General features: G+C 39.9%; 18 protein-coding genes and 1 riboswitch. Of the genes, 6 read left to right on the forward strand and 12 right to left on the reverse strand.

Going from position 1 to position 23,392, the window contains the following annotated elements; all coding sequences use genetic code 11:
• Nucleotides 1-78 precede the first annotated feature (78 nt).
• From ESZ26_RS06860 to ESZ26_RS06905, 10 genes are all read right to left on the reverse strand, one after another.
• On the reverse strand, nt 79-1,233 hold the full coding sequence (locus ESZ26_RS06860; RefSeq protein ID WP_146798999.1) for a patatin-like phospholipase family protein: 1,155 nt from the start codon (nt 1,231-1,233) through the stop codon (nt 79-81).
• A 205-nt stretch (nt 1,234-1,438) separates the two neighbouring features.
• The gene (locus tag ESZ26_RS06865; protein WP_223271577.1) at nt 1,439-1,798 is read right to left on the reverse strand and encodes a DUF3718 domain-containing protein; all 360 of its coding nucleotides are present in this window, start codon (nt 1,796-1,798) and stop codon (nt 1,439-1,441) included.
• A 63-nt stretch (nt 1,799-1,861) separates the two neighbouring features.
• Nucleotides 1,862-1,962, reverse strand: a riboswitch (cyclic di-GMP riboswitch).
• A gap of 251 nt (nt 1,963-2,213) precedes the next feature.
• Entirely contained in the window at nt 2,214-2,870 is a 657-nt protein-coding gene (locus tag ESZ26_RS06870) for a 3-oxoacid CoA-transferase subunit B (protein WP_146799000.1), read from the reverse strand.
• 21 nt (nt 2,871-2,891) lie between these two features.
• On the reverse strand, nt 2,892-3,599 hold the full coding sequence (locus ESZ26_RS06875) for a CoA transferase subunit A (RefSeq protein ID WP_146799001.1): 708 nt from the start codon (nt 3,597-3,599) through the stop codon (nt 2,892-2,894).
• A 55-nt stretch (nt 3,600-3,654) separates the two neighbouring features.
• Nucleotides 3,655-4,575, reverse strand: a complete 921-nt coding sequence (locus ESZ26_RS06880) for a hydroxymethylglutaryl-CoA lyase (protein WP_146799002.1) — start codon at nt 4,573-4,575, stop codon at nt 3,655-3,657.
• Nucleotides 4,575-6,599: an acetyl/propionyl/methylcrotonyl-CoA carboxylase subunit alpha gene (locus ESZ26_RS06885; RefSeq protein ID WP_146799023.1), complete on the reverse strand. Its 2,025-nt coding sequence runs from the start codon at nt 6,597-6,599 to the stop codon at nt 4,575-4,577. The genes ESZ26_RS06880 and ESZ26_RS06885 overlap by 1 nt, the downstream gene beginning before the upstream one ends.
• Nucleotides 6,600-6,633: 34 nt before the next feature.
• Entirely contained in the window at nt 6,634-7,458 is an 825-nt protein-coding gene (locus tag ESZ26_RS06890; RefSeq protein ID WP_190278393.1) for an enoyl-CoA hydratase/isomerase family protein, read from the reverse strand.
• A gap of 11 nt (nt 7,459-7,469) precedes the next feature.
• Nucleotides 7,470-9,077: a carboxyl transferase domain-containing protein gene (locus tag ESZ26_RS06895; RefSeq protein WP_146799003.1), complete on the reverse strand. Its 1,608-nt coding sequence runs from the start codon at nt 9,075-9,077 to the stop codon at nt 7,470-7,472.
• A gap of 124 nt (nt 9,078-9,201) precedes the next feature.
• A complete protein-coding gene (locus tag ESZ26_RS06900; RefSeq protein WP_146799004.1) occupies nt 9,202-10,371 on the reverse strand; it encodes an isovaleryl-CoA dehydrogenase in 1,170 nt (389 codons plus the stop codon).
• Nucleotides 10,372-10,410: 39 nt separating this feature from the next.
• A complete protein-coding gene (locus ESZ26_RS06905; RefSeq protein ID WP_146799005.1) occupies nt 10,411-10,812 on the reverse strand; it encodes a MerR family transcriptional regulator in 402 nt (133 codons plus the stop codon).
• Between the two features lie 251 nt (nt 10,813-11,063).
• Between ESZ26_RS06905 and ESZ26_RS06910 the strand changes: the two genes are divergently transcribed.
• Nucleotides 11,064-12,248 (forward strand): acetyl-CoA C-acyltransferase, encoded by a 1,185-nt coding sequence (locus ESZ26_RS06910; protein WP_146799006.1) that lies wholly within the window; start codon nt 11,064-11,066, stop codon nt 12,246-12,248.
• A 138-nt stretch (nt 12,249-12,386) separates the two neighbouring features.
• On the opposite strand, the gene recQ is transcribed toward ESZ26_RS06910, so the two are convergent.
• Both recQ and ESZ26_RS06920 read right to left on the reverse strand, forming a co-directional pair.
• Nucleotides 12,387-14,183, reverse strand: coding sequence for a DNA helicase RecQ (gene recQ / locus ESZ26_RS06915; RefSeq protein ID WP_146799007.1), 1,797 nt, complete (start codon nt 14,181-14,183; stop codon nt 12,387-12,389).
• A gap of 305 nt (nt 14,184-14,488) precedes the next feature.
• Nucleotides 14,489-15,412: a helix-turn-helix domain-containing protein gene (locus ESZ26_RS06920; protein ID WP_146799008.1), complete on the reverse strand. Its 924-nt coding sequence runs from the start codon at nt 15,410-15,412 to the stop codon at nt 14,489-14,491.
• 176 nt (nt 15,413-15,588) lie between these two features.
• Here ESZ26_RS06920 and ESZ26_RS06925 point away from each other — a divergent pair, with 176 nt between their 5' ends.
• The 5 genes from ESZ26_RS06925 to gmhB all read left to right on the forward strand — a co-directional run bounded on the left by ESZ26_RS06925 (nt 15,589) and on the right by gmhB (nt 22,769).
• A complete protein-coding gene (locus ESZ26_RS06925; RefSeq protein ID WP_146799009.1) occupies nt 15,589-18,969 on the forward strand; it encodes a methylmalonyl-CoA mutase family protein in 3,381 nt (1,126 codons plus the stop codon).
• A gap of 113 nt (nt 18,970-19,082) precedes the next feature.
• Nucleotides 19,083-20,126, forward strand: coding sequence for an oxidoreductase (locus ESZ26_RS06930; protein WP_146799010.1), 1,044 nt, complete (start codon nt 19,083-19,085; stop codon nt 20,124-20,126).
• Between the two features lie 49 nt (nt 20,127-20,175).
• The gene (locus ESZ26_RS06935; RefSeq protein WP_146799011.1) at nt 20,176-21,282 is read left to right on the forward strand and encodes an enoyl-CoA hydratase/isomerase family protein; all 1,107 of its coding nucleotides are present in this window, start codon (nt 20,176-20,178) and stop codon (nt 21,280-21,282) included.
• Between the two features lie 19 nt (nt 21,283-21,301).
• Nucleotides 21,302-22,063 (forward strand): SDR family oxidoreductase, encoded by a 762-nt coding sequence (locus tag ESZ26_RS06940; RefSeq protein ID WP_146799012.1) that lies wholly within the window; start codon nt 21,302-21,304, stop codon nt 22,061-22,063.
• A 169-nt stretch (nt 22,064-22,232) separates the two neighbouring features.
• Entirely contained in the window at nt 22,233-22,769 is a 537-nt protein-coding gene (gene gmhB, locus ESZ26_RS06945; protein ID WP_146799013.1) for a D-glycero-beta-D-manno-heptose 1,7-bisphosphate 7-phosphatase, read from the forward strand.
• Nucleotides 22,770-23,392 lie beyond the last annotated feature (623 nt).

Raw genomic sequence — 23,392 nt, forward strand, 5'->3', positions numbered from 1 at the left:
TTGTCCACTTGCTTGCACGCAGTGTTGTTAAGCTAGTAAACACCTATTCAATAAGGCGTTTACTTTAGCAATGGAGCGCTATTCTAGAGATAAAAATTTTCTAATCGCAGTCTCTTGCTCCATAGCGTCTTCAAATCCCAGTTTAATTAACTGCCGACAATAATTTTTTTCAAATAATAAATAACTGACAATACTCGATTCAGAGTCATTAGAAATGCCAACGCTGCGTAATAATAAACGTATCGATAGTGGTAAGTCTGAAAAGTACTCTACCGCCATGGCATTAAAGTCATGACTCGGGTTAAGAAGAAATGAGGATATTGGTTTTAAGCCATCTTTTTCTTTTCTAAGCTCTGGGGGAATAAGTTTAATAGTTTCATTTATTCGCTCTAGACGTTCAATATCGCTGTGTAATGTGTCTGAGAAAATAGTATCAAGTAAATGACCGGCAACAGTAGAGGTTGTTGGCGGGTGAGGATTGTTTACTTTACTATGAAGTGGCGCTTTAGGTTGATCTACACCAACAATAAAGAGGTTCTCTCCACCTAAATGTATTGCCGGACTTAACGGCGAAAGTTGATGTATAGAGCCGTCACCATAATGCTCTTGGCGAATTTTGATTGACGGAAAAACTAAAGGAATAGCAGCAGAAGCCATTAAATGTTCACTATTAATTTGGCAGGGCTCACCACGACGTTTAGCACGAAACCAAGGTGAAATAGACTCATCTGATTGATAAAAACTGATTGAATCGCCATTACTGTAACTCGATGCAGTAATAGAAACTGCAGATAAGTAACCGCGTAAAATATTGGTGTCGATACGCTTAAAGTCGACTACCATATTAAGCATGTCACGAAGCGGCGCGTTGTTTAGCAAACTACGGGCACTTTTATTGGCATAGTCAGCTTGAAAGCTGGCCAACATACCTTTTGCTAAATGTGAAAAAACCCGTATACCATCACTATGATATATCCGACTGGTATTAATGTTCTTCCACACCCATTCTAATTTTTTTACCCCCAAATGAAAGCATGAAGAGTAACAGGCTAACGCTGTGGTATTTATTGCACCAGCAGAGGTGCCACATATAATGGGAAAGGGTATGCCGTGGTTTCTCGGGACAAATTTTGATATGGCAGAAAGTACGCCGACTTGATATGCCGCTCGAGCGCCACCACCAGTAAGCACTAAAGCATTCTTACTGTCTTTATAACTTCTTTTATTCAACATGTATATCGCAGTTTTCTTGGTATGACTTAAGTGTAATCAGTTTTTTAACGTGGTGCTAGCTTAACGAGTTAAAAAATAGATTGAAATGATAAAAGTCAAAGCAAAAAAAAGCCTACATAAGCAGGCTTTTTTAAAATGACATAGAATTATTATCTAGTAAAACTGTACACTTGATTGAACAAATAACATCTACTAAAAAATAAGTTTAGCTGCTAACGCGTTCGTTAGCTGCGTCTATCAATGGTTGCGATCCGGTTTGCAATATAGCTAGATTTTCAGAAACAACTTTCTTTGGCAATTTTGAAATCATCAAAGAACCTGTTTTAACTGAACCCTGAGCCGACGCAAACGCCAACAGATTCTGTCCATTACACTCAATACCTTTAAAGATAGTGCGAATTTTTAATCTATTCGTTTTTAAGAACGAACGCATGCGTTTCTTGTCGTCTGCAGCTACATACTGGCAAACGCTTTGAGCGATGTCAGCAGCTTGTGCTTTCGGCGCCGATACAACAGACGTTAATGTTAAAATAGTGATGGTAGAAGCTAGTAATAATTTTTTCATTTTAGTAACCTTGTAATTAATTTAGTTAGTAAAGGAAAAAACCACGGGATGTACCTTGTATAACGAGGTGACTCCGCTGTCATAGAATTTACATTTAAAAATATAAATTCCTTAGACCGGTGGTTTTGCGTAACACGATTTCGCGTGTTTTGCCTTTTCTTTGTCCCTTTTAGTATTGCGAATTGAGCCTTTAAATGCAAGGAAAATGTGTAATACTGCAGAGATGGTGACAAGCTACTTTAATAAAAATCATTTGTTTTATACTATTTTTTTTAAAGAGAACAGAAGCTTAATAAAATATTTGATTTTTTGATAAGTTAGATAAGTTTTTATGCGATTAAAAAAAACAAGGTAAAAAAAAAGAGCTTAGGCTCTCTTTTTTGTTAGACATTGCATGAGTCGTTTAGCTGTATTATTAAAACTTCATTTCAGGGACATTGTCTGGAACAACTAGTTCACCTTCAGTAAGCTTTATTATTTCCTCAATACTTACCCCAGGTGCTCGCTCTAATAAATGAAACTTACCGTCTTTAATTTCGATAAAGGCTAAATCGGTTAGTACTCTTTTAATACAACCTTTACCGGTTAATGGCAAAGTGCAATTGGATAAAAGTTTTGAAACACCATGTTTAGAAGCGTGCGTCATAGTGACAATAATATTGTCAGCGCCAGCAACTAAATCCATAGCACCGCCCATACCTTTAATAAGCTTACCAGGGATCATATATGAAGCAATATTGCCGTTTACATCGACTTCAAAGGCGCCTAGTACGGTTAAGTCGACATGTCCGCCACGTATCATTGCGAATGACTCGGCACTATCAAAGATAGAGGCACCTTTTGCCATCGTTACCGTTTGCTTACCGGCATTAATTAAATCTGCATCAATTTCGTCTTCGGTGGGGAATTGCCCCATGCCAAGTAAACCATTTTCAGATTGAAGCATCACTTCTATTCCCGCAGGAATATAGTTAGCGACTAACGTTGGAATACCTATACCTAAGTTAACGTAATAACCGTCTTGTAATTCTTGTGCTACACGTTGTGCTAGCTGTTCTCTTGTTAAAGCCATTGTTTAGTCTCCAATATTATTTTATGACTGAGCAGTACGAACAGTTCGTTGTTCAATGCGTTTTTCAAATGACCCTAAAATAAGGCGATTAACATAGATACCTGGTGTATGTATTTGGTCGGGGTCTAGCTCGCCAGGTTCAACTATCTCTTCAACTTCAACGACAGTAATTTTACCTGCTGTTGCCGCCATAGGATTAAAGTTACGTGCTGTTTTTCTAAAAACCAAATTACCGTAACGGTCGGCTTTCCAGGCTTTAACAATGGCAAAGTCACCTTTAATTGCGGGCTCAAGGATATACATTCTACCGTCTATTTCACGCTCTTCTTTACCTATGGCTACCGGTGTTCCATAACCTGTTGCCGTAAAGAAAGCGGGTATACCCGCGCCACCCGCGCGCATTTTTTCAGCGAGTGTGCCTTGTGGCGTTAGCTCTACTTCTAATTCGCCACTCATCATCTGGCGCTCAAACTCTGCATTTTCACCAACATAAGACGCGACAATTTTCTTGATTTGACGGTCTTGTAGTAATACCCCTAAACCGAAATCATCAACACCACAGTTATTTGAAACCAAGGTTAATGCTTTAGTGCCTTTGCGCTTTATTTCACTAATTAAGTTTTCTGGGATACCACATAAACCAAAGCCACCTGAGATAACGGTCATGCCGTCTTCAAGCCCTGCCATCGCTTCTTCGTAGCTTGCTACTACTTTGTCAAATCCGGCCATTATTCAATCCTCATTACATTTATATCTGTGAAGTATTTATCATACACGGTTATATTTATTGTTGTGCACGGTAAGCATTAGATACTTTAGATGCAGGCGTTTTACCTAATTTATCACTGATAAACCAACCGGCGTGGACCAATTTATCTAAATCTATACCACTGTTAATCGCTAAACCATTGAGTAAATAAACCACATCTTCAGTGGCAACATTACCCGAAGCGCCTTTAGCATAAGGGCAACCACCCGAACCAGCAATGGCACTGTCAATAACCGCAATACCATTTTGTAAAGCAGTGTAAATGTTAGTTAACGCCTGACCATAGGTATCATGAAAATGAACGGCTAGCTTAGCCTTAGGTACGCGGGCACTGACTGCTTGTAACATCTTCTGTACACTGACAGGAGTACCTACGCCAACCGTATCGCCCAGCGATATCTCGTAACAGCCCATTTGGTAAAGTTTTTCAGCCACTTCAGCCACTTTTTCTGGTGACACCTCACCTTCGTAAGGACAACCGACTACGCAAGAAACATAGCCTCGCACTGGAATGTTTAACTTTTTGGCTGCGGCCATTATCGGTTCAAATCGCTCTAGACTCTCAGCAATTGAACAATTGATATTTTTCTGGCTAAAGGCTTCAGAAGCGGCGCCAAAAATGGCGACTTCGTTGGCATTCACCGCTACAGCCGCTTCAAAACCTTTCATATTTGGCGTAAGTGCAGCGTAAGTCACCCCTTTTTTACGGGCTATGCCATTGAAAACATCGGTCGATGTTGCCATTTGAGGCACCCATTTAGGTGACACAAAGCTGCCACTCTCAATGTAACTGACTCCAGCATCACTGAGCAGATTAATTAAGGCAATTTTATCTTCGGCGCTAATTTGTTGTTTTTCATTTTGTAAGCCATCACGTGGGCCAACTTCAACAATTTTTACTTGTTTAGGTAAGGTATTATTAGCAAGTGAGCTCATTATGACTCCTGTGGCGTAAAAGCAAGTAATTCACTGCCACCATCAACCATGTCACCTTCGGCGTAAAATAAGGTATCAATGGTACCGTCTTCGGGGGCTCGAATGGTGTGCTCCATTTTCATCGCTTCCATGATCATTAAGGGTTGATTCTTAGTCACACTATCGCCCGCTTTGACTAACACGCTGACCATAGTGCCGTTCATGGGAGCTAAAAGGCCGCCATGATTATCATCAGCATTATTGTCACCGCAATCAGGTTTGATATGAATAAAATTAAAAACGCCATTTTGACGATATAAGCTAATTTGATCACCTGAACTGGCAATGTTATGGGCGATAGTGGCTTGACTGCGATAGCCATCAATACTGACATGGAGCGTGTCACCGGCAATTCGACCTTGGCAATCAACCGTTCGTCCGGCAACTGAAATTAAATAGTAGCTACGATTACCTTGACGTTTCTGTTCAACCGTAATTGGATATTCAATGTCATTATGGGCAAGAACGACTTGATGATTATGCGCTTCGTTTGAGCGCCACGCCGAGGTATTATTCCAAGGAGAAAAAGGATCTGTAGTTGTTGCTGCTTTTTGTTTTGCTTGTTCAGCCAGTGCAAGCACTAAATACAAGGCTGCCATCGGTAATTCGTCTGCTAATGCTTGTTTATTATCATGAAATATTTCACTGTCGTATTTCTCGATAAAGCTGGTATCTATTTCTTCATTTATAAAGGGTTTTGATGTTGCTAAGTTATAAAGAAAATCAATGTTGGTGGTAACACCTTTAATACGATATTCCGACAAGGCTTTTGTTAAGCGTTGCAGTGCTTTTTCACGATTTTCATCCCAGACAATTAGCTTAGCTATCATAGGATCGTAAAATACACTCACCTCATCGCCTTGGCGAACGCCGGTATCAACACGAACGTGTGCACTTTCTGCTGGCGGTTGTAAAAAATCTAACGTGCCCGTTGCCGGTAAAAAATCATTATTTGGGTCTTCAGCGTATATACGCGCTTCAAAAGAGTGACCATTAATGACTAACTGCGCTTGTGTTTTTGGTAAAACTTCACCAGCAGCAACTCTTAATTGCCATTCTACTAAATCTTGGCCACTGATCATTTCAGTTACCGGGTGCTCTACTTGTAAGCGCGTGTTCATTTCCATAAAGTAGAATGAACCGTCAACATCCAGTAAAAACTCTACGGTACCTGCGCCTTGATAACCAATAGCCTGGGCAGATTTTATTGCGGACTCACCCATCGCTTTACGTAATTTTTCACTCATTTTAAAGGCCGGCGCTTCTTCAATCACTTTTTGATGACGACGTTGCACTGAACAATCACGTTCAAATAAGTAAACGGCATGTTGATGATTATCACAAAATACTTGAATTTCAACATGGCGAGGCTGTGTTAAATACTTTTCAACTAGCATTCTATCATCACCAAACGATGACATTGCTTCGCGTTTAGCCGCAGCAAAACCTTCACTAAATTCAGCTTCGCTCCATACTTGTCGCATGCCTTTACCACCGCCACCGGCGGTAGCTTTTAACAATACCGGGTAACCCATATCGTCAGCCGCTTTTTTAATAATGGCCATCGATTGGTCATCACCATGATAACCAGGGACTAAGGGAACATTGGCTTTTTCCATAATGTTTTTCGCGGCAGACTTTGACCCCATCGCTTCAATGGCAGCAACTGGCGGGCCAATAAAAACGATGTTTTCATCGCTACAGCGCCGACAAAAATCAGCATTTTCTGAGAGAAAACCATAACCTGGGTGAATCGCTTGAGCGCCAGTACGTTTTGCCGCTTCAATGACTTTTTCTGATAATAAGTAGCTTTCGCGAGAGGGCGATGGACCAAGGTAAATGGCTTCATCAGCCATGTTGACATGAAGCGAGTCAGCATCAGCATCAGAGTATACGGCAACGGTTAAAATACCCATTTTACGAGCGGTTTTAATTACGCGACAGGCGATTTCACCACGGTTGGCAATAAGAATTTTAGTAAACATTTTAGCTGTTTTAGTTGTTAGTTGAGACATGTTTTTATCCTTTACTCGTCGGTTCTTTTTGCCAGCTTGCTGGTCGTTTTTCAAAAAAAGCAGTTAAGCCTTCTTGGCCTTCTGCAGAAACGCGAATTGATGCGATGCGTTCACTGGTCATGCTAAGTAATTCAAGACTAATTTCTTGATAAGCGACATCTAAAGCCAGTTGTTTTGCTTGTCGAACGGCTTGCGGGCCGTTGCTTAATATTGTGCTTACCATATTAATAACGGTGCTTTCTAAAGCTTCTAACGAAACAATCTCATCTACTAAGCCTAACTGTTGCGCTTTGTCTGCAAAGAAACGTTCTGCCGTTTGAAAATATCGACGGCTGGCTTTTTGACCAATAGCATTGACTACATAAGGGCTGATGGTCGCAGGAATTAAACCTAATTTAACTTCACTGAGACAAAAGCTGGCTTTATTGCTGGCGATAACAATGTCACAACAACTGGCTAAGCCCACTGCGCCGCCAAAAGCAGCACCTTGAATTTGTGCAATAGTGGTTTGTGGGAGAAAATTAAGGGCATGTAACATTTGGGCAAGCGCATTAGCATCATGTAAATTTTCTTCATATGAGTAACTGGCCATGCGCTTCATCCAGGCTAAGTCAGCCCCTGCAGAAAAACTTTTGCCGGTCGATGCGAGTATCATCAGATGAATATCATCGCGTTTGGCTATTTCGATAAATATTACTGTTAATTGGGCGATAATTTTATCGTCAAATGCATTGTGTTTGTCAGGGTTATTTAAGGTAACTGTTGCTACCCCATAACGGTCTACGTTAAATAATACCTGACCGGTATTGATATCTTTTAATGGTGTCATTTTATTCAGCCCTACATTCTAAAGATACCAAATTTGGTATCCTCAATAGGTTTGTTCAATGAAGCAGAAAGGGCTAAACCTAATATTTGACGAGTATCGGCAGGGTCAATAATACCATCATCCCATAAGCGAGCTGAAGCATAGTAGGGATGGCCTTGATGCTCATAAGTATCAATAATGGGTTGTTTAAAATCAGCTTCTTCTTGCTCACTCCACTGTTCACCGAGTTTGTCTTTTTGGTCTCGTTTAACTTGTGCTAAAACGCCAGCCGCTTGTTCGCCGCCCATTACTGAAATACGAGCATTTGGCCACATAAATAAGAAACGTGGATCGTAGGCACGACCACACATGCCATAGTTACCTGCGCCGAAACTACCACCAATGAGTACGGTGAATTTGGGGACTTGCGCCGTGGCAACAGCGGTGACCATCTTGGCACCATGCTTAGCAATACCGCCGGCTTCATATTGCTTACCAACCATAAATCCAGTGATGTTTTGTAAGAAGACTAAAGGAATTTTTCGTTGTGCACATAATTCAATAAAATGAGCACCTTTTTGAGCGGATTCGCCAAAGAGGATGCCGTTATTGGCGACAATACCAACTGGGTAGCCAAATATACGTGCGAAACCACACACTAAAGTAGTGCCATAAAGCGCTTTAAATTCATCAAAATTACTACCATCAACGACACGGGCGATAATTTCTCGAATATCAAAAGGTTGGCGGGCATCTTTGGGTACCACACCGTATATTTCTTGCGCGTCGTAAGCGGGCTCAACAATAGGTTGAATATTCATGGTGACCGGTTTAACACGATTTAAATTACCGACGATACTGCGGGCGATTTCTAAGGCATGATGATCATTTTGTGCGTAATGATCGGCAACACCAGAAGTGCGACAATGTATATCTGCGCCGCCTAAGTCTTCAGCACTAACGACCTCGCCTGTTGCGGCTTTAACTAACGGCGGTCCAGCTAAAAATATAGTGCCTTGCTCTTTAACAATAATAGATTCATCGGCCATTGCCGGTACATAAGCGCCACCGGCAGTACAAGAGCCCATAACAACAGCAATTTGCGGAATGGCTTGTGCTGACATATTTGCTTGATTAAAGAATATGCGACCAAAGTGCTCTCTATCAGGGAAAACTTCGTCTTGGTTAGGCAAATTAGCGCCACCAGAGTCGACTAAATAAATACAGGGTAGGTTGTTTTCTTGGGCAATCGTTTGTGCGCGCAGATGTTTTTTTACCGTGAGCGGGAAATAGGTTCCGCCTTTTACGGTAGCGTCGTTAGCGACAATAACACACTCTTGTCCACCAACTCGGCCAATGCCGGTGATAATACCAGCAGCGGGAACATCTGCGTCATAAACTTCATAAGCGGCTAGTTGAGATAATTCTAAAAATGGTGAGCCAGCATCGAGTAGGGCATTAACGCGATCGCGTGGTAATAATTTACCGCGCGATAAATGACGTTCACGGCTGCGCTGCCCGCCACCTAATTTTATTTGTTCAAGCTTTACTTTTAAATCGTCTACTTGAACTTGCATATGAGCAGCGTTTTCGATGAATTCTGGGCTGCGTACATTGATTTTTGAAATTATTTTAGCCACGATATTTGCCTTTATTATGAAATTTTATCAGTAAGAACATTAGCTTTAATGTTACGAGCTAGACAAGAGCAGTGTGGCTCTCATCAGCCTCTCTTTAAAAAGAGAGGCTGCAGCAAGTTATAAGCTATACAGATTCAGCGAATAACTCTCGACCTATTAGCATACGACGAATTTCTGAAGTACCTGCGCCAATTTCATATAATTTAGCATCACGTAACAAACGACCTGCTGGAAATTCATTAATGTAACCATTACCGCCAAGTAATTGAATAGCATCTAAGGCCATTTTTGTTGCAAGTTCTGCAGCAACTAAGATAACACCGGCCGCATCTTTACGTGTAGTTTCACCCCGGTCGGCCGCTTGTGCACATAAATAAGCATAAGATTTAGCCGCGTTCATTTGGGTGTACATATCGGCAATTTTACCTTGGATCAATTGGAACTCACCAATGGATTGACCAAACTGCTTGCGGTCATGAATATAAGGAACAACTAAGTCCATACACGCATCCATAATACCTAATGGTCCACCTGTTAATACAATACGCTCGTAATCAAGGCCAGACATTAAGACTCGAACGCCTTTGCCTTCTTCACCTAAAATGTTTTCTGCAGGCACTTCACAATCTTGGAAAACTAATTCACAGGTGTTTGAACCGCGCATACCTAACTTGTCTAGTTTTTGATGACGCGAAAACCCCGGGTAGTCACGCTCAACGATAAAAGCGGTAATGCCTTTTGAACCGGCTGCGGTATCAGTTTTTGCGTAAATAACATAAACGTTGGCATCAGGACCATTGGTGATCCACATTTTGTTGCCGTTTAAAATATACTTGTCGCCTTTTTTATCAGCACGCAATTTCATGCTTACTACATCAGAACCGGCATTAGGCTCACTCATTGCTAATGCGCCAATATGTTCGCCGCTGCAAAGTTTTGGTAAATATTTAGCTTTTTGTTCATGTGAGCCGTTTTTGTTTAATTGGTTTAAACAAAGGTTAGACATAGCGCCGTAACTTAAACCGACAGAAGCAGAGGCACGTGAAATTTCTTGCATTGCTACCATGTGTTCTAAATAGCCTAAGCCTGAACCGCCATATTCTTCGTCAACGGTCATGCCTAATAAGCCTAAATCACCAAATTTACGCCATAAATCATTGGGAAATTCGTTATCAATATCTATTTGTGCGGCACGTGGCGCAATTTCGTCACGAGAGAAAGCGTTAACCGAGTCGCGGATCATCTCGACGGTTTCGCCTAGATTAAAATTTAATGATGAAAAGGTAGAAATCATGTTATTTCCTTAGCTGAGTTAGCTAGATAAAGTTATGCGTTAGGTTTTTGTATTGTCGATAGCTGATAAGGTAGCTAGGCAGCTTTCTTCTAAATTTGTTAATTCCATCAACACCACTTTTATATCGTCAAGTTGTTGATGTAAATCTGATTTTTTTTGTTCTATAATGTCCATCATCAGTTTTAACTGGCTGGCACTGGTATTATCTAAATCGTATAACTCAAAGATACGACCGGTTTCGGCTAATGAAAAACCTAAGCGTTTACCGCGTAGAATTAACTTTAGTCGAACTTTATCTCTTTGGTTATAAATTCGAGTTTGTCCTTTGCGAGTCGGGGCAAGCAAGCCTTGGTCTTCGTAAAAACGAATACTGCGAGTCGTTATATCGAACTCTTTAGAAAGATCGCTGATTGAAAAAGTCGGTGCTTTTAATTCTGCCATGAAAAACTCTACATTTATGTTATACACTTACCTTACAGGAAGTTTACGTTAACGTAAAGAAAGAGCTTTTTTCATCAAGATTTTAATCAATATTGATTTAATAATTTACCGGTTAAGTTAACAGGGTTAATATATTAACCCGCTATAACTGTAACCTTACTATTAAAGTTTACGTTGGCGTAAACGTCAAATATAAGTTATGGTGTTGCTCATTAATCTATCCCTTTTTACTTTTATGTCGGAGAGCTTTCATGTCTACTACAGATCCTATTGTTATTGTTTCAGCGTCTAGAACCCCTATGGGTGGTTTTATGGGCGGTCTATCTGCTGTTACCTCACCTGATTTAGGCGCAACGGCTATACGTGGCGCACTTGCTGCGGCCAATATTGCTAACGATCAAGTAGATGAAGTGATCATGGGTTGTGTACTGCCTGCCGGTTTAAAGCAAGCGCCTGCTCGTCAAGCAGCATTAGCGGCTGACTTAGCCTTATCAACGGTTTGTACCACCATTAATAAAGTCTGTGGTTCTGGCATGAAAGCGGCAATGCAAGCACATGATTCATTGATGGCTGGCTCTATTAATGTTGCTGTTGCCGGTGGCATGGAAAGTATGACTAACGCACCGCACCTTTTACCTAAAGGTCGCAGTGGTATAAAAATGGGCCATGGCCAAATACTTGACCATATGATGACTGACGGTTTAGAAAATGCTTACGACGGTATTGCTATGGGTTGTTTCGCACAAGAAACTGCTGATGACGCTGGTTTCACCCGTGAAGATATGGATGAATACGCAATTCGTTCATTAGCCCGTGCCAATGCAGCGATTGCTGCTGGCGCTTTTGAAAATGAAATATCGCCAGTAACGATTAAATCTCGTCGCGGCGACTCTGTCTTTGCAATCGATGAGCAGCCGGGTAATGCCCGCCCTGATAAGATACCTTCATTACGTGCCGCTTTTAAAAGAGACGGTACTATAACGGCTGCTAACTCTAGTTCTATTTCAGATGGTGCTGCAGCGTTAGTGATGATGAAACAGTCAGAAGCTAAAAAGCGTGGTTTAAGCCCTTTATGTAAAATTGTTGCTCATGCAACGCATGCGCAAAAACCTGAAGAGTTTACCGTAGCACCCGTTGGCGCAATGAATAAAGTCTTAGCAAAAGCAAACTGGACGGCTGCAGATGTTGATCTTTGGGAAATCAATGAAGCATTTGCCATGGTTACCATGTTGGCGATTAAAGAATTAGCCCTAGATGTTGAAAAAGTTAATGTAAATGGTGGCGCTTGTGCTTTGGGTCATCCTTTAGGTGCTAGTGGTGCTCGTATTATGGTGACCTTAATCCATGCATTGAAAAACAAAGGTTTATCAAAAGGTTTAGCCTCACTTTGTATTGGTGGTGGTGAAGCTACAGCGATTGCGGTTGAAATGTTTTAATCCATTAAGCCCTTTGTTATTTTCAGGTAATGCTGATAAATATTAAATTTGAAAAGCCGCTATGTTAAGTCATCGCGGCTTTTTTATTTATGCTCAATGGGTAGCACGGGTTATTTTCAATTAGGACAAGCGTTTCAGCTAATGCAGTAATGCGATAATTTTTTCGCCATAAAGCTCAAGTTTTGTTTGACCTATACCATTAACATTTAACAGTTGCGCTGCGTTTTTGGGATTCACTCTAGCAATATCCATCAAGGTAGCATCATGAAAAATAACAAATGATGGTACATTTCTTTCTTTTGCCCATAATGCTCTTTGTTGCTTGAGCTTTTCAAATATGACTTCTTCTTGTGCTGATAAATTACTGGCACTAGTTTGTTTTGATTTACGCGCAGGCTTTGCCTTACTATATTCTTTTACCTTGAGCTGTATGGTAATTTCACCTTTTAATAAAGGTCGAGATTTTTCAGTGAGTTTTAAAGCGCCATAGTCCATTTCTACCGCTAAATAACCCATAGAAATGAGTTGTCTAAAAACAGTTTGCCATTCCTCGGCTTTGTGTTCTTTGCCAATACCGTAGGTAGAAAGTTGTTGGTGATTGACCTGGATAATCTTAGGCGTTTGTTTACCTAGCAAAACATCAATTTGGTGGCCTACGCCAAACCTTTGGCCCGTTCGATAAACGGTTGAAAGCGCTTTTCTCGCGGCAGCAGTGCCATCCCATGTTATCGGAGGATCCAAACAATTATCGCAATTCCCACAAGGCTCAGCCAACGTTTCACCAAAATAATTGAGTAACACTTGCCGGCGGCAAGAGCACACTTCGCAATAACCTAGCAGAGCATCAATTTTACGTTGGGTTATAAACTTGAACTGTTCATTGCCATTACTTTGGCTTGTCATTTGTTTAAGTTTAATAACATCTTGCATGCCATACGCCAACCAAGTATTTGCGGGCATACCATCACGGCCTGCTCGGCCAGTTTCTTGGTAGTAAGCTTCGATACTTTTAGGTAAATTTAAATGGGCAACAAACCTAACGTCGGGTTTATCAATACCCATACCAAAGGCTATGGTGGCAACGATGATAATGCCGTCTTCTCTGAGAAAGCGTTGTTGGTTGTTATCTTTAATATTATTGGCTAAACCCGCATGATAAGGCAAAGCGACTTTGCCTTGTTCACTCAGCCATTGAGCCGTAGCTTCAACAGACTTTCTTGAAAGACAATAGACGATTCCGGCGTCATTGTTATGTTCGGTATTGATAAATTTTAGTAGCTGTTCTTTGCTATTTTTTTGTTCACTGATCCGATATTGAAGATTGGGCCGGTCGAAACTATGGACAAAAATTTTAGCCGCCGTTAAATGTAACACCTCAACAATTTCATCTCGGGTTTTCATATCTGCTGTCGCTGTTAAGGCAATTTTAGGCGTGTCAGGATATCGCTGGCTGATGATAGAAAGTTGTTGGTATTCAGGTCTGAAATCGTGGCCCCACTGTGAAACACAATGTGCTTCATCAAAGGCAAAGAGTGCAATGGTAATATTATCAATAAGGTTTAGAAAATAATCACTCAATAGTCGCTCTGGTGCAACGTACAATAAGTCGACATTGCCAGATCTTATCAGCTGCTCGACACGATTTTGTTCTTCACGGTCCTGCGATGAATTTAAAAACTCCGCTTTTACACCTTGCAGTTTTAGTGCATCAACTTGATCTTTCATTAACGCGATTAGTGGCGAGACCACTATACCTAAGCCATCACGCACTATTGCCGGTATTTGATAGCATAATGACTTTCCGCCACCGGTTGGCATTAGCGTAAAAACATCTGCGCCATTGATTAATTCACTAATTATTTTCGCTTGTTGATGTCGAAAGTCAGCGTAACCAAAGGTATTTTGTAAAACTGATTTTGCCGTGTTGATATCCATATTGAGATCCTTTTTAGCGCTAGACAAGTCAGTGAAACTACATAGCATAAATTAACATAAGTTAAGTGGTGAGCAGTAAATAGCTGGTTAAAAGTTAAGTATAGATGACGTTATAGCGTAACCTTGAGTATAGCAGTCAGCCATTTTTTACCTTTAGCGAGCAGGTATTTGACAAAGATATCATTAACGCCGTTATAAATGAAGATGAGGTAAGCTAGTGTCATATCACTAACTGTTTGTTATTAGTGTTTATAGCTAAAAACTATTAGCTAAAAGTTGTTGATACCAGTTTGACTAAAGACTATTTAAGAACTGTGACGAGAGTCACGATATTGTTTTGGTGACATTCCTAGCGACTTTTTAAAAAGGCGTGAAAAATAGTAGGGGTCGCTATATCCTAAACTTTCGCTAATATCTTTAATGGTTTGTGAACTGTTATCAAGCGCAAAGCAGGCGCGTTGAATTTTCATATTAATAAAGTGCTGTATTGGCGATGTATCAGTGAGTTCTTTAAACTTCTTTGAAAAATGAAATTTAGACAGTTGACTATAATGCGCTAACGTATCCAAACTCAATTCTTGATGAAGATTATTGCGCATTAAACGTTCGACCGCATCAATATCAAAAGCAGAGCTGTTATTAAAATCAGTCAAGCGTAACTGCAAAGCCAAAAAGCTTAAGGTTTGCTGTAATACATGTACCGCGTGAATAACATTAGTGGCAGTATAGCCACGGCGCCCCAGCGCTAATAAATTGTCAAAATCTTCGATCACTTCATCGACATTTCCGACGTGTGCGAGGCCATCATCCATTTTCATCAATAAACGTTCGGCAAAATTACTGGCAAGATCGCCTGTAAAGTTTAACCAGTAGATTTTTCCTGACTTGTTTTTAAGCTCATTTTTAGTATCTGTGTCTATAGCGGTAAATTTAAAACTCGTATTAGCAGGCATAATAACAAGATCGCCCGATTTAACTTCTCTCGATTTGCTTTTATAGTCTAAAATTGCGCTAGTTGATTGACAATAAAGTAAGCTGTGATGGTCACTGTTATTTTTATTTATTTGATAGCCAATGCCTGAATGCTTTCCAAGTGATACCGGATAAAGACTGGAGGTTAGCGGGTGTACTTGCAGTTTCTTTAATAAAAAAACAGGAATTAGCAAACGAATGTCATCAATGATAGTTGCTGTTTTAATCGGCTTTACTGACTTTGATTGTTGAAGCATAATTATTAAGTAACGGGTTTTGTTTTTGTAGCAAGATAGTCCATCAAATTAGCAATAAAATCAATGTTAATAGCATTTTCTTTATGATTTAATGTTATTAATAGAAAGTTTAAATAACAATTTAGCACAAAACTTATACCTATAATGGTGAGTAAGTTAATAAAAGAGAATTCAACATGACAACTGAAAGATACCAACTCAAGAATAAAATTAGAATTGTCACTGCCGCATCACTTTTCGATGGGCATGACGCGGCGATTAATATTATGCGCCGAATTTTACAATCAAGTGGTGCTGAAGTTATTCATTTAGGCCATGACCGCAGTGTTGAAGAAGTGGTTAACACCGCTATTCAAGAAGATGCTAATGCCATTGCAATGACCTCTTACCAAGGCGGGCATAACGAATATTTTAAATATATGTATGACCTACTTAAAGAACGAGGTTGTGAACATATTCGTATCGTTGGCGGTGGTGGTGGCGTTATTTTGCCTGACGAAATTAAAATGTTGCAAGATTATGGTATTACCCGTATTTATTCTCCTGATGACGGTCGTGCACTCGGTTTATTAGGTATGATTGATGACATGCTAGAGCGTTGTGATTTTAAAACTGGCGTCAATGTTAAAAAAGACGATGTTGCTAATTTAAAGAAAAATGACAAACAAGCCATTGCACGTTTAATTTCCGCCGCTGAAAATGCGCCAAAAGAAAATAAAGCCGATTTAGAGAAAATTCGTAAAATTGCCTCAGCAAGTAAAACACCGGTATTAGGTATTACCGGAACCGGTGGTGCGGGTAAATCTTCGCTGGTTGATGAATTAATTCGTCGCTTTTTAATGGCGACAGCTGACAGTAAAATTGCCATTGTTTCGGTTGATCCATCTAAGCGTAAAACCGGCGGTGCATTACTCGGTGACAGAATTCGTATGAATGCGGTCAACAATGACCGCGTTTACATGCGTTCTCTAGCCACGCGTCAGTCAAACTTGGCGTTGTCTGTTTATGTTAATGACACCTTAGAAATTTTAAAAGCGACTGATTTCGACTTAATTATTCTAGAAACCTCAGGTATTGGTCAATCAGATACCGAAATCGAAGAACATTCAGATGTTTCTTTATATGTGATGACGCCAGAGTACGGCGCGGCAACACAATTAGAAAAAATCGACATGCTTGATTTTGCTGATATTATTGCGCTCAATAAATTTGATAAACGTGGCGCTTTAGATGCCCTGCGTGACGTGAAAAAACAATACAAACGTAACCGTGGTATGTTTGAAGCCGGTGATGATGAGGTACCCGTATACGGCACGATAGCTTCACAATTTAACGACCGTGGTATGACTGAATTATATAATGCGGTGATCACAGCATTAAACACTAAAGCGGGCTTAATTGTTGGTGATATTCTTTCTACCGAAGGCACATTAGCCAATAAAAGTAGCGTGATCCCAGGTAATCGTATTCGTTATTTATCTGAAATATCAGAAAGTAATCGCGGTTATGATGCTTGGGTTGAAAAACAAACAATGGTTGCACAAAAGCTTTATGGTATTCATCAGGCGATTGAAACGGCAAAAGACACTGAAACGCTAGTTTCTGCTGATTTAGTGACGCAACTTGAAGCGCTGTATAGCCAAGTCGAATTAGACTTAGACCCTAAAAACAAATTATTACTCGAGCAATGGGCGGATAAAGTTCAGCGTTATAAAGACCCTGAATTTAAATTTAAAGTACGTGATAAAGAACTGTCGATAGCCACTCATTCAAAATCACTTTCTGGTAGCGATATCCCTAAAATTAGTATGCCTAAATATCAAGGGTGGGGCGATATCTTAAAGTGGAATTTACAAGAAAACGTGCCGGGTGAATTTCCGTATACCGCCGGTTTATTCCCCTTCAAACGTGAAGGTGAAGACCCAACACGGATGTTCGCTGGTGAAGGCGGCCCGGAAAGAACCAACCGTCGTTTTCATTATGTTTCTAAAGGTATGCCGGCTAAACGCCTATCAACAGCATTTGACTCAGTGACCTTATACGGTAACGATCCAGCTATTCGTCCTGATATTTATGGAAAAATAGGTAATGCTGGCGTTTCTATTTGTTGTTTAGATGATGCCAAGAAACTTTACTCTGGTTTTGACTTAGCCCATGCGATGACCTCGGTTTCCATGACCATTAATGGTCCTGCGCCGATGTTGTTAGGTTTTTTCCTCAATACCGCTATCGATCAGCAATGTGAGCGTTTCATTACTGAAAATGGTCTGGAAAAAGAAGTTGCCGCAACCATAGCTAAAATTTATAAAGACAAAGGCTGTGAACGTCCAAGTTATCAAGGTGAATTACCCGATGGCAACGATGGTTTAGGTTTGATGTTAATTGGTGTTACTGGCGATCAAGTTTTACCTCCAGCGGTATATCAAGCAATAAAAGCTAAAACTTTAACGTTAGTGCGTGGCACGGTACAAGCCGATATTTTAAAAGAAGATCAAGCGCAAAATACTTGTATTTTCTCCACAGAATTTGCCCTGCGTTTAATGGGTGATGTGCAAGAATACTTTATTGAAAAAGGTGTGCGTAATTTCTATTCAGTGTCTATTTCTGGCTATCATATAGCAGAAGCTGGCGCGAACCCTATTACCCAGTTGGCGTTAACGTTGGCAAACGGTTTTACTTTTGTTGAATATTACCTAAGCCGCGGTATGGACATTAATGAATTTGGTCCTAACTTATCGTTTTTCTTCTCAAATGGTATTGACCCAGAATACGCAGTTATTGGCCGAGTGGCTCGTCGTATTTGGTCAAAAGCGATGAAGAATAAATATGGCGCTAATGCTCGTGCACAAATGTTGAAATACCATATTCAAACATCGGGTCGTTCATTGCATGCTCAAGAAATTGATTTCAATGATATTCGGACCACATTACAAGCACTTTATGCGATAAACGATAACTGTAACTCTTTGCATACTAATGCTTATGATGAAGCTATTACCACACCTACCGAAGACAGTGTTCGACGCGCGATGGCGATTCAATTAATCATCAACCGTGAATTAGGACTTTCTAAAAATGAAAACCCTATTCAAGGCGCATTTATTATAGAAGAGTTAACTGACTTAGTTGAAGATGCTGTATTAACTGAATTTGATCGTATTAACGAACGTGGTGGTGTACTTGGTGCCATGGAAACTATGTATCAGCGTGGTAAAATTCAAGAAGAAAGTATGTACTATGAGCATTTAAAGCACTCAGGTGAATATCCTATTATAGGTGTAAATACGTTCCTTAGTTCAACGGGCTCACCAACAATTGTGCCTGAAGAAGTTATTCGCGCTACCGAAGAAGAAAAAACTTATCAAATTGATATGTTAGCCAGTTTAAACAAAGCTAATGCAGCGGAAGTAGAAGTCTTACTTAAGCGTTTACAAACAGCCGCCATTAATCATGAAAATATTTTTGAATTAATGATGGATGCTTGTAAAGTTTGTTCTTTAGGGCAAATTGTCAGTTCATTATTTGAAGCCGGCGGGCAGTATCGTCGTAATATGTAACACTCCTAGACAGTCAGTTTGTTAGATTAAAGTATAGTAGTGACTGTTCACTACTTATGCTTTGATGTTAATTCTTTATACACCTTTATTTAGATCATTGAATAGGAATAATTATGTCAACGTTGATAACAGAGTTAACGCAAGTACCCGAAAAATTTACGGCTTTTCGTATTCATCAAATACAAGAGGGTGATAAGAAAAAAATCACCAGTGGGTTTGAGCAAATTGGTATTGATGATCTAACGGCTGGCGAAGTAGTGATTAAAGTTGCCTATTCAGACATTAATTATAAAGATGCCCTAGCTGCCACCGGTAAAGGACGAATTTTACGCACTTATCCGCTAGTGGGCGGGATTGATTTGTCGGGTGTTGTGGTTAGCTCTGTTGATAATAGGTTTAAAACAGGCGATAAAGTACTGGTTTGTGGCGCGCAATTATCTGAACTCTATGATGGTGGTTACAGTGAGTATGCGCGGGTAAAAGCCGATTCAGTTGTGGCATTGCCAACAGGGATGAGTTTACGTGATGTAATGGCACTCGGTACAGCAGGATATACTGCCGCGCTTGCTATTCAGCGTATGGAAGATAATGGTCAAATTCCAGAGCGAGGTCCGATTGTGGTCACTGGCGCTACCGGTGGTGTTGGTAGTTTTGCTATTAACATGCTGTCAAATATTGGTTATGAAGTGATTGCTTTTACTGGCAAGACAGAGCAAGAAGATTATCTAAAAACGCTTGGCGCGGCTAAGCTTATTAGTCGCCATGATATTGAAATGGGCAGTAAACCGCTAGAAAATGCCCAGTGGGGTGGGGCAGTCGACAGTGTTGGCGGTGAAACGTTAGCTTGGCTAACACGCACCACTAATGTCTGGGGGAATATTGCTTCAATTGGTTTAGCCGGTGGCTTCAAATTAGAAACTACGGTGATGCCCTTTATACTAAGAGGCGTAAGCTTACTTGGCATTAATTCGGTAGAGATGCCAATTTCAGTGCGCACGCAAGGCTGGAAGCGATTAGCAACAGATTTAAAACCAACAAAACTTTCGCTAATTTCTCCTACGACCATCGAATTTCGAGACTTACCTAAGGCCTTTGACGCTTATGTCAATGGCACGGTTACTGGACGAACTGTCGTAGCGATTGATGACAGCCTTTAAAGAGCCATCGAAGAGCACATTAACCCGTTAAGAATCGGAGCCAAATTAAATGACAGATGTGATATTTAAAGAGTTAAGCTGTAAGAATAATAAACGAATAGCCATAGCAGAACTTAATGCGCCTAAATCGCTTAATGCATTAAATCTTTCAATGATTAGGCTGTTAACCAAAAAACTGACGTCTTGGCAACAAGATGACAATATAGCCGTGGTTATTTTACAGGGCGCCGGTGAAAAAGCGTTTTGCGCCGGAGGTGATGTTGTTAGTCTATATCGCTATCTACACGAACTAAACACACCTATAGATGATGATGTTATTACATCGGGTTTCGCTAATGAATTTTTTAGTGAAGAATATGTGCTTGACCAATTAATTCATAATTTTAGTAAACCCATTATGATCTGGGGTGATGGTTACATCATGGGCGGCGGCATAGGTTTGTTTGCCGGTGCCAGCCATCGCATTACCACTGAGCGCACTTTGATGGCAATGCCAGAAGTTTCAATTGGGCTATACCCTGATGTAGGTTCAAGTTGGTTTTTAAATAAAACCCCAGAAGATCTTGGTTTGTTTTTAGGGATCACCGGTGCAGTGTTTAATGCCGCAGATGCTAATTATCTTGGCTTGTCCGATTATACTATCGATAGTTCATCCAAAAACGGTGTTTTTGATCACTTATTAATAGTCAACTGGCAAGACAATGATCAAAATCACTGCCTGCTAGATCAAGCATTAAAAGATTTTTCAAAGCGTTTTGAGCATACTTTACCTGCTGAAGTAAAAAATAATAAAGCAGCTATAGCAAAATTATTGGCTTTCGATAATATTGTTGATATACACACAGCGATTTTAAATGTACAAACAGACAATAAGTGGCTAAATAAGGCAAAAAACAAATTGCTGTCAGGTAGCCCATTGAGTGCTTGTATCATATATAGGCAACTACAAACGACTAAAGCACTTAGTTTAAGCGAGTGTTTTACCTCAGAGTTAAATTTAATCCTGCGTTGTTGTCAGTATACTGAAGCTTGCGAAGGTATTAGGGCATTATTAGTCGATAAAGACAAAAGTCCAAATTGGTCTTTTTCAAATATTAGTGATGTTGACCATAAATTAGTTGATTGGTTTTTTAGCCCTATCGACAAAAAAATATAATAAAGATAAAGGAAAAGTAATGGATTTGAATGATAAAGTTATCGTCATCACCGGTGGTGGACAAGGTCTAGGCCGTTCTATGGCTATTAGCTTAGCAACGAATGGTGCCAAATTAGCGTTGATCGATTTAAACGAAACGTTATTACAAGAAACAGTAAAACTTATTGAAGCAGCAGGTTCATCGGCAAAGTATTATTTAGCCAATGTGACCAATGAAAGTGAAGTAGAAGCGATATTTAGCCAGATAAATAATGATTTTTCTGGTATCGATGGTTTGATTAACAATGCTGGCATCTTACGTGACGGTATGTTTGTTAAAGCTAAAGACGGTGTTGTGGCTAAAAAAATGTCATTAGATCAGTTTCAATCAGTCATCGATGTTAATCTAACTGGTGTTTTCTTATGTGGTCGCGAAGCTGCAGTTCACATGATTGAAGGCAAACGCAAAGGTGTTATTATTAATATGTCGTCTATCGCAAGAGCCGGTAATATGGGACAAACTAATTACGCTGCATCTAAAGCGGGTGTTGTTGCGATGACAGTTACTTGGGCACGCGAGTTAGGACGTCATGGTATTCGTGTTGGCGCTATTGCTCCAGGTGTTATTCGCACCGCTATGACTGATGCAATGAAACCAGAAATGCGTGACCGTTTAGAAAAAATGAAACCGGTTGGCCGTTTAGGTGAAGCAGATGAAATTGCTCACACGGTAAAGTATATTTTTGAAAATGAGTTCTTTACTGGTCGTGTCGTCGAAATTGATGGTGGTCTTTGCATGTAAGATTTATCTACCTTTGATAAACGGCAGATACTGAACACAATGTCGTTCTTATACACATATATGCTATACAGTATTCGTTATTTAGTTAGCGAGATGTTTAAGAACGATGACTTACCCAACTAATCTTACCAATAACCTATCATTACTCACAAATCAAAAAAAATTTACTATGAAAAAAGCACTGTTTTTAGACAGAGACGGCATTATCAATGTTGACCATGGTTACGTTTATAAAAAAGAAGCATTTGAATTTGTCGAAGATATTTTTACGGTTTGTTTAGATGCGCATAATAAAGGTTATGAAATATTTGTTATTACTAACCAATCAGGTATTGCTAGAGGTAAATATACCGTTGAGCAATTTAATCAACTGACGCTGTGGATGGTAAAGCAATTTAAATTAAAAGGTATTGTAATTACTGATGTCTATTATTGCCCCCATCATCCAGATAAAGGCGTTGGTGAATACAAGATGGTCTGTGATTGTAGAAAACCCGAACCCGGTATGATTTTATCTGCGGCTAAAAAATATGACATTGATTTAGCAAAGAGTGTTTTTATTGGTGATAAAGGATCAGATATGCAGGCCGCAGAGCGTGCTGGTATAAAAAGTAGGATATTGCTTGTTGATCAATATAGCGATAATCAGGCGATTAAAGCACACCGTATCAATAAAATTATTGAAGCTAGTGTGTATATTAGCTAAATTGTTCGATAAATAAGCGAACAAAGGTTTATTTCAAAGTTATTACAAAAAAGGGTTGACGCCCAGCGAGAAATGTCTAGAATGCGCTCCAGTTCCAAGGGGTAACCCAAACGGACGTTTTGATAAGTTAACTACTCTGTATAAGAGCTAAACAGTTAACTTAACGTTTTAAAAGTTAGGTTTGAATCTTCGAAAAGAAACTTCAAATTAAATTAAATAAAACGTTGACATCAAAACTGAGACGCGTATCATGCGCATCTCGCTTCAGGCAAGGCCTGCAGCAACGAAGCAAAGCGAATGAGATTTTGTTTCGGTTAACTCTTAGAGTTAACGTTCTTTAACAATTAGTTATCATGCAATTTGTGTGGACACTCACATTACATTGATTTTACATAGTCGGTTCTTAATTCTCTCACGAGAGGCAAGGAAAGACGTAAAACAGTTTAATAATGATGTCACACAGATTAAGTATTAATCATACTCTTTTATTAGAGAGTGATTAGTACGTTTTATGTAGTTACTAGCTTCGGTTGGTAACACGACAGAATTCATTGAGCAGATGTCTTAGCTTAGGTTAAGCATCACAAACGATTTTTTAATTGAAGAGTTTGATCATGGCTCAG

Origin of the sequence: Colwellia hornerae (genome assembly GCF_007954355.1) — a bacterium.
Classification (GTDB): Bacteria; Pseudomonadota; Gammaproteobacteria; order Enterobacterales; family Alteromonadaceae; genus Colwellia_A; species Colwellia_A hornerae.

Excerpts from the sequence above, each read along its gene's own strand:
- ESZ26_RS06880 (WP_146799002.1), bottom strand. The coding sequence starts at position 4,575 with ATGAGCTCACTTGCTAATAATACCTTACCTAAACAAGTAAAAATTGTT.
- recQ (WP_146799007.1), bottom strand. The coding sequence starts at position 14,183 with ATGGATATCAACACGGCAAAATCAGTTTTACAAAATACCTTTGGTTAC.
- ESZ26_RS06885 (WP_146799023.1), bottom strand. The coding sequence starts at position 6,599 with ATGTTTACTAAAATTCTTATTGCCAACCGTGGTGAAATCGCCTGTCGC.
- ESZ26_RS06940 (WP_146799012.1), top strand. The coding sequence starts at position 21,302 with ATGGATTTGAATGATAAAGTTATCGTCATCACCGGTGGTGGACAAGGT.
- ESZ26_RS06930 (WP_146799010.1), top strand. The coding sequence starts at position 19,083 with ATGTCAACGTTGATAACAGAGTTAACGCAAGTACCCGAAAAATTTACG.
- ESZ26_RS06920 (WP_146799008.1), bottom strand. The coding sequence starts at position 15,412 with ATGCTTCAACAATCAAAGTCAGTAAAGCCGATTAAAACAGCAACTATC.
- gmhB (WP_146799013.1), top strand. The coding sequence starts at position 22,233 with ATGAAAAAAGCACTGTTTTTAGACAGAGACGGCATTATCAATGTTGAC.
- ESZ26_RS06890 (WP_190278393.1), bottom strand. The coding sequence starts at position 7,458 with ATGACACCATTAAAAGATATCAATACCGGTCAGGTATTATTTAACGTA.
- ESZ26_RS06910 (WP_146799006.1), top strand. The coding sequence starts at position 11,064 with ATGTCTACTACAGATCCTATTGTTATTGTTTCAGCGTCTAGAACCCCT.
- ESZ26_RS06900 (WP_146799004.1), bottom strand. The coding sequence starts at position 10,371 with ATGATTTCTACCTTTTCATCATTAAATTTTAATCTAGGCGAAACCGTC.
- ESZ26_RS06875 (WP_146799001.1), bottom strand. The coding sequence starts at position 3,599 with ATGGCCGGATTTGACAAAGTAGTAGCAAGCTACGAAGAAGCGATGGCA.
- ESZ26_RS06925 (WP_146799009.1), top strand. The coding sequence starts at position 15,589 with ATGACAACTGAAAGATACCAACTCAAGAATAAAATTAGAATTGTCACT.
- ESZ26_RS06860 (WP_146798999.1), bottom strand. The coding sequence starts at position 1,233 with ATGTTGAATAAAAGAAGTTATAAAGACAGTAAGAATGCTTTAGTGCTT.
- ESZ26_RS06905 (WP_146799005.1), bottom strand. The coding sequence starts at position 10,812 with ATGGCAGAATTAAAAGCACCGACTTTTTCAATCAGCGATCTTTCTAAA.
- ESZ26_RS06865 (WP_223271577.1), bottom strand. The coding sequence starts at position 1,798 with ATGAAAAAATTATTACTAGCTTCTACCATCACTATTTTAACATTAACG.
- ESZ26_RS06870 (WP_146799000.1), bottom strand. The coding sequence starts at position 2,870 with ATGGCTTTAACAAGAGAACAGCTAGCACAACGTGTAGCACAAGAATTA.
- ESZ26_RS06935 (WP_146799011.1), top strand. The coding sequence starts at position 20,176 with ATGACAGATGTGATATTTAAAGAGTTAAGCTGTAAGAATAATAAACGA.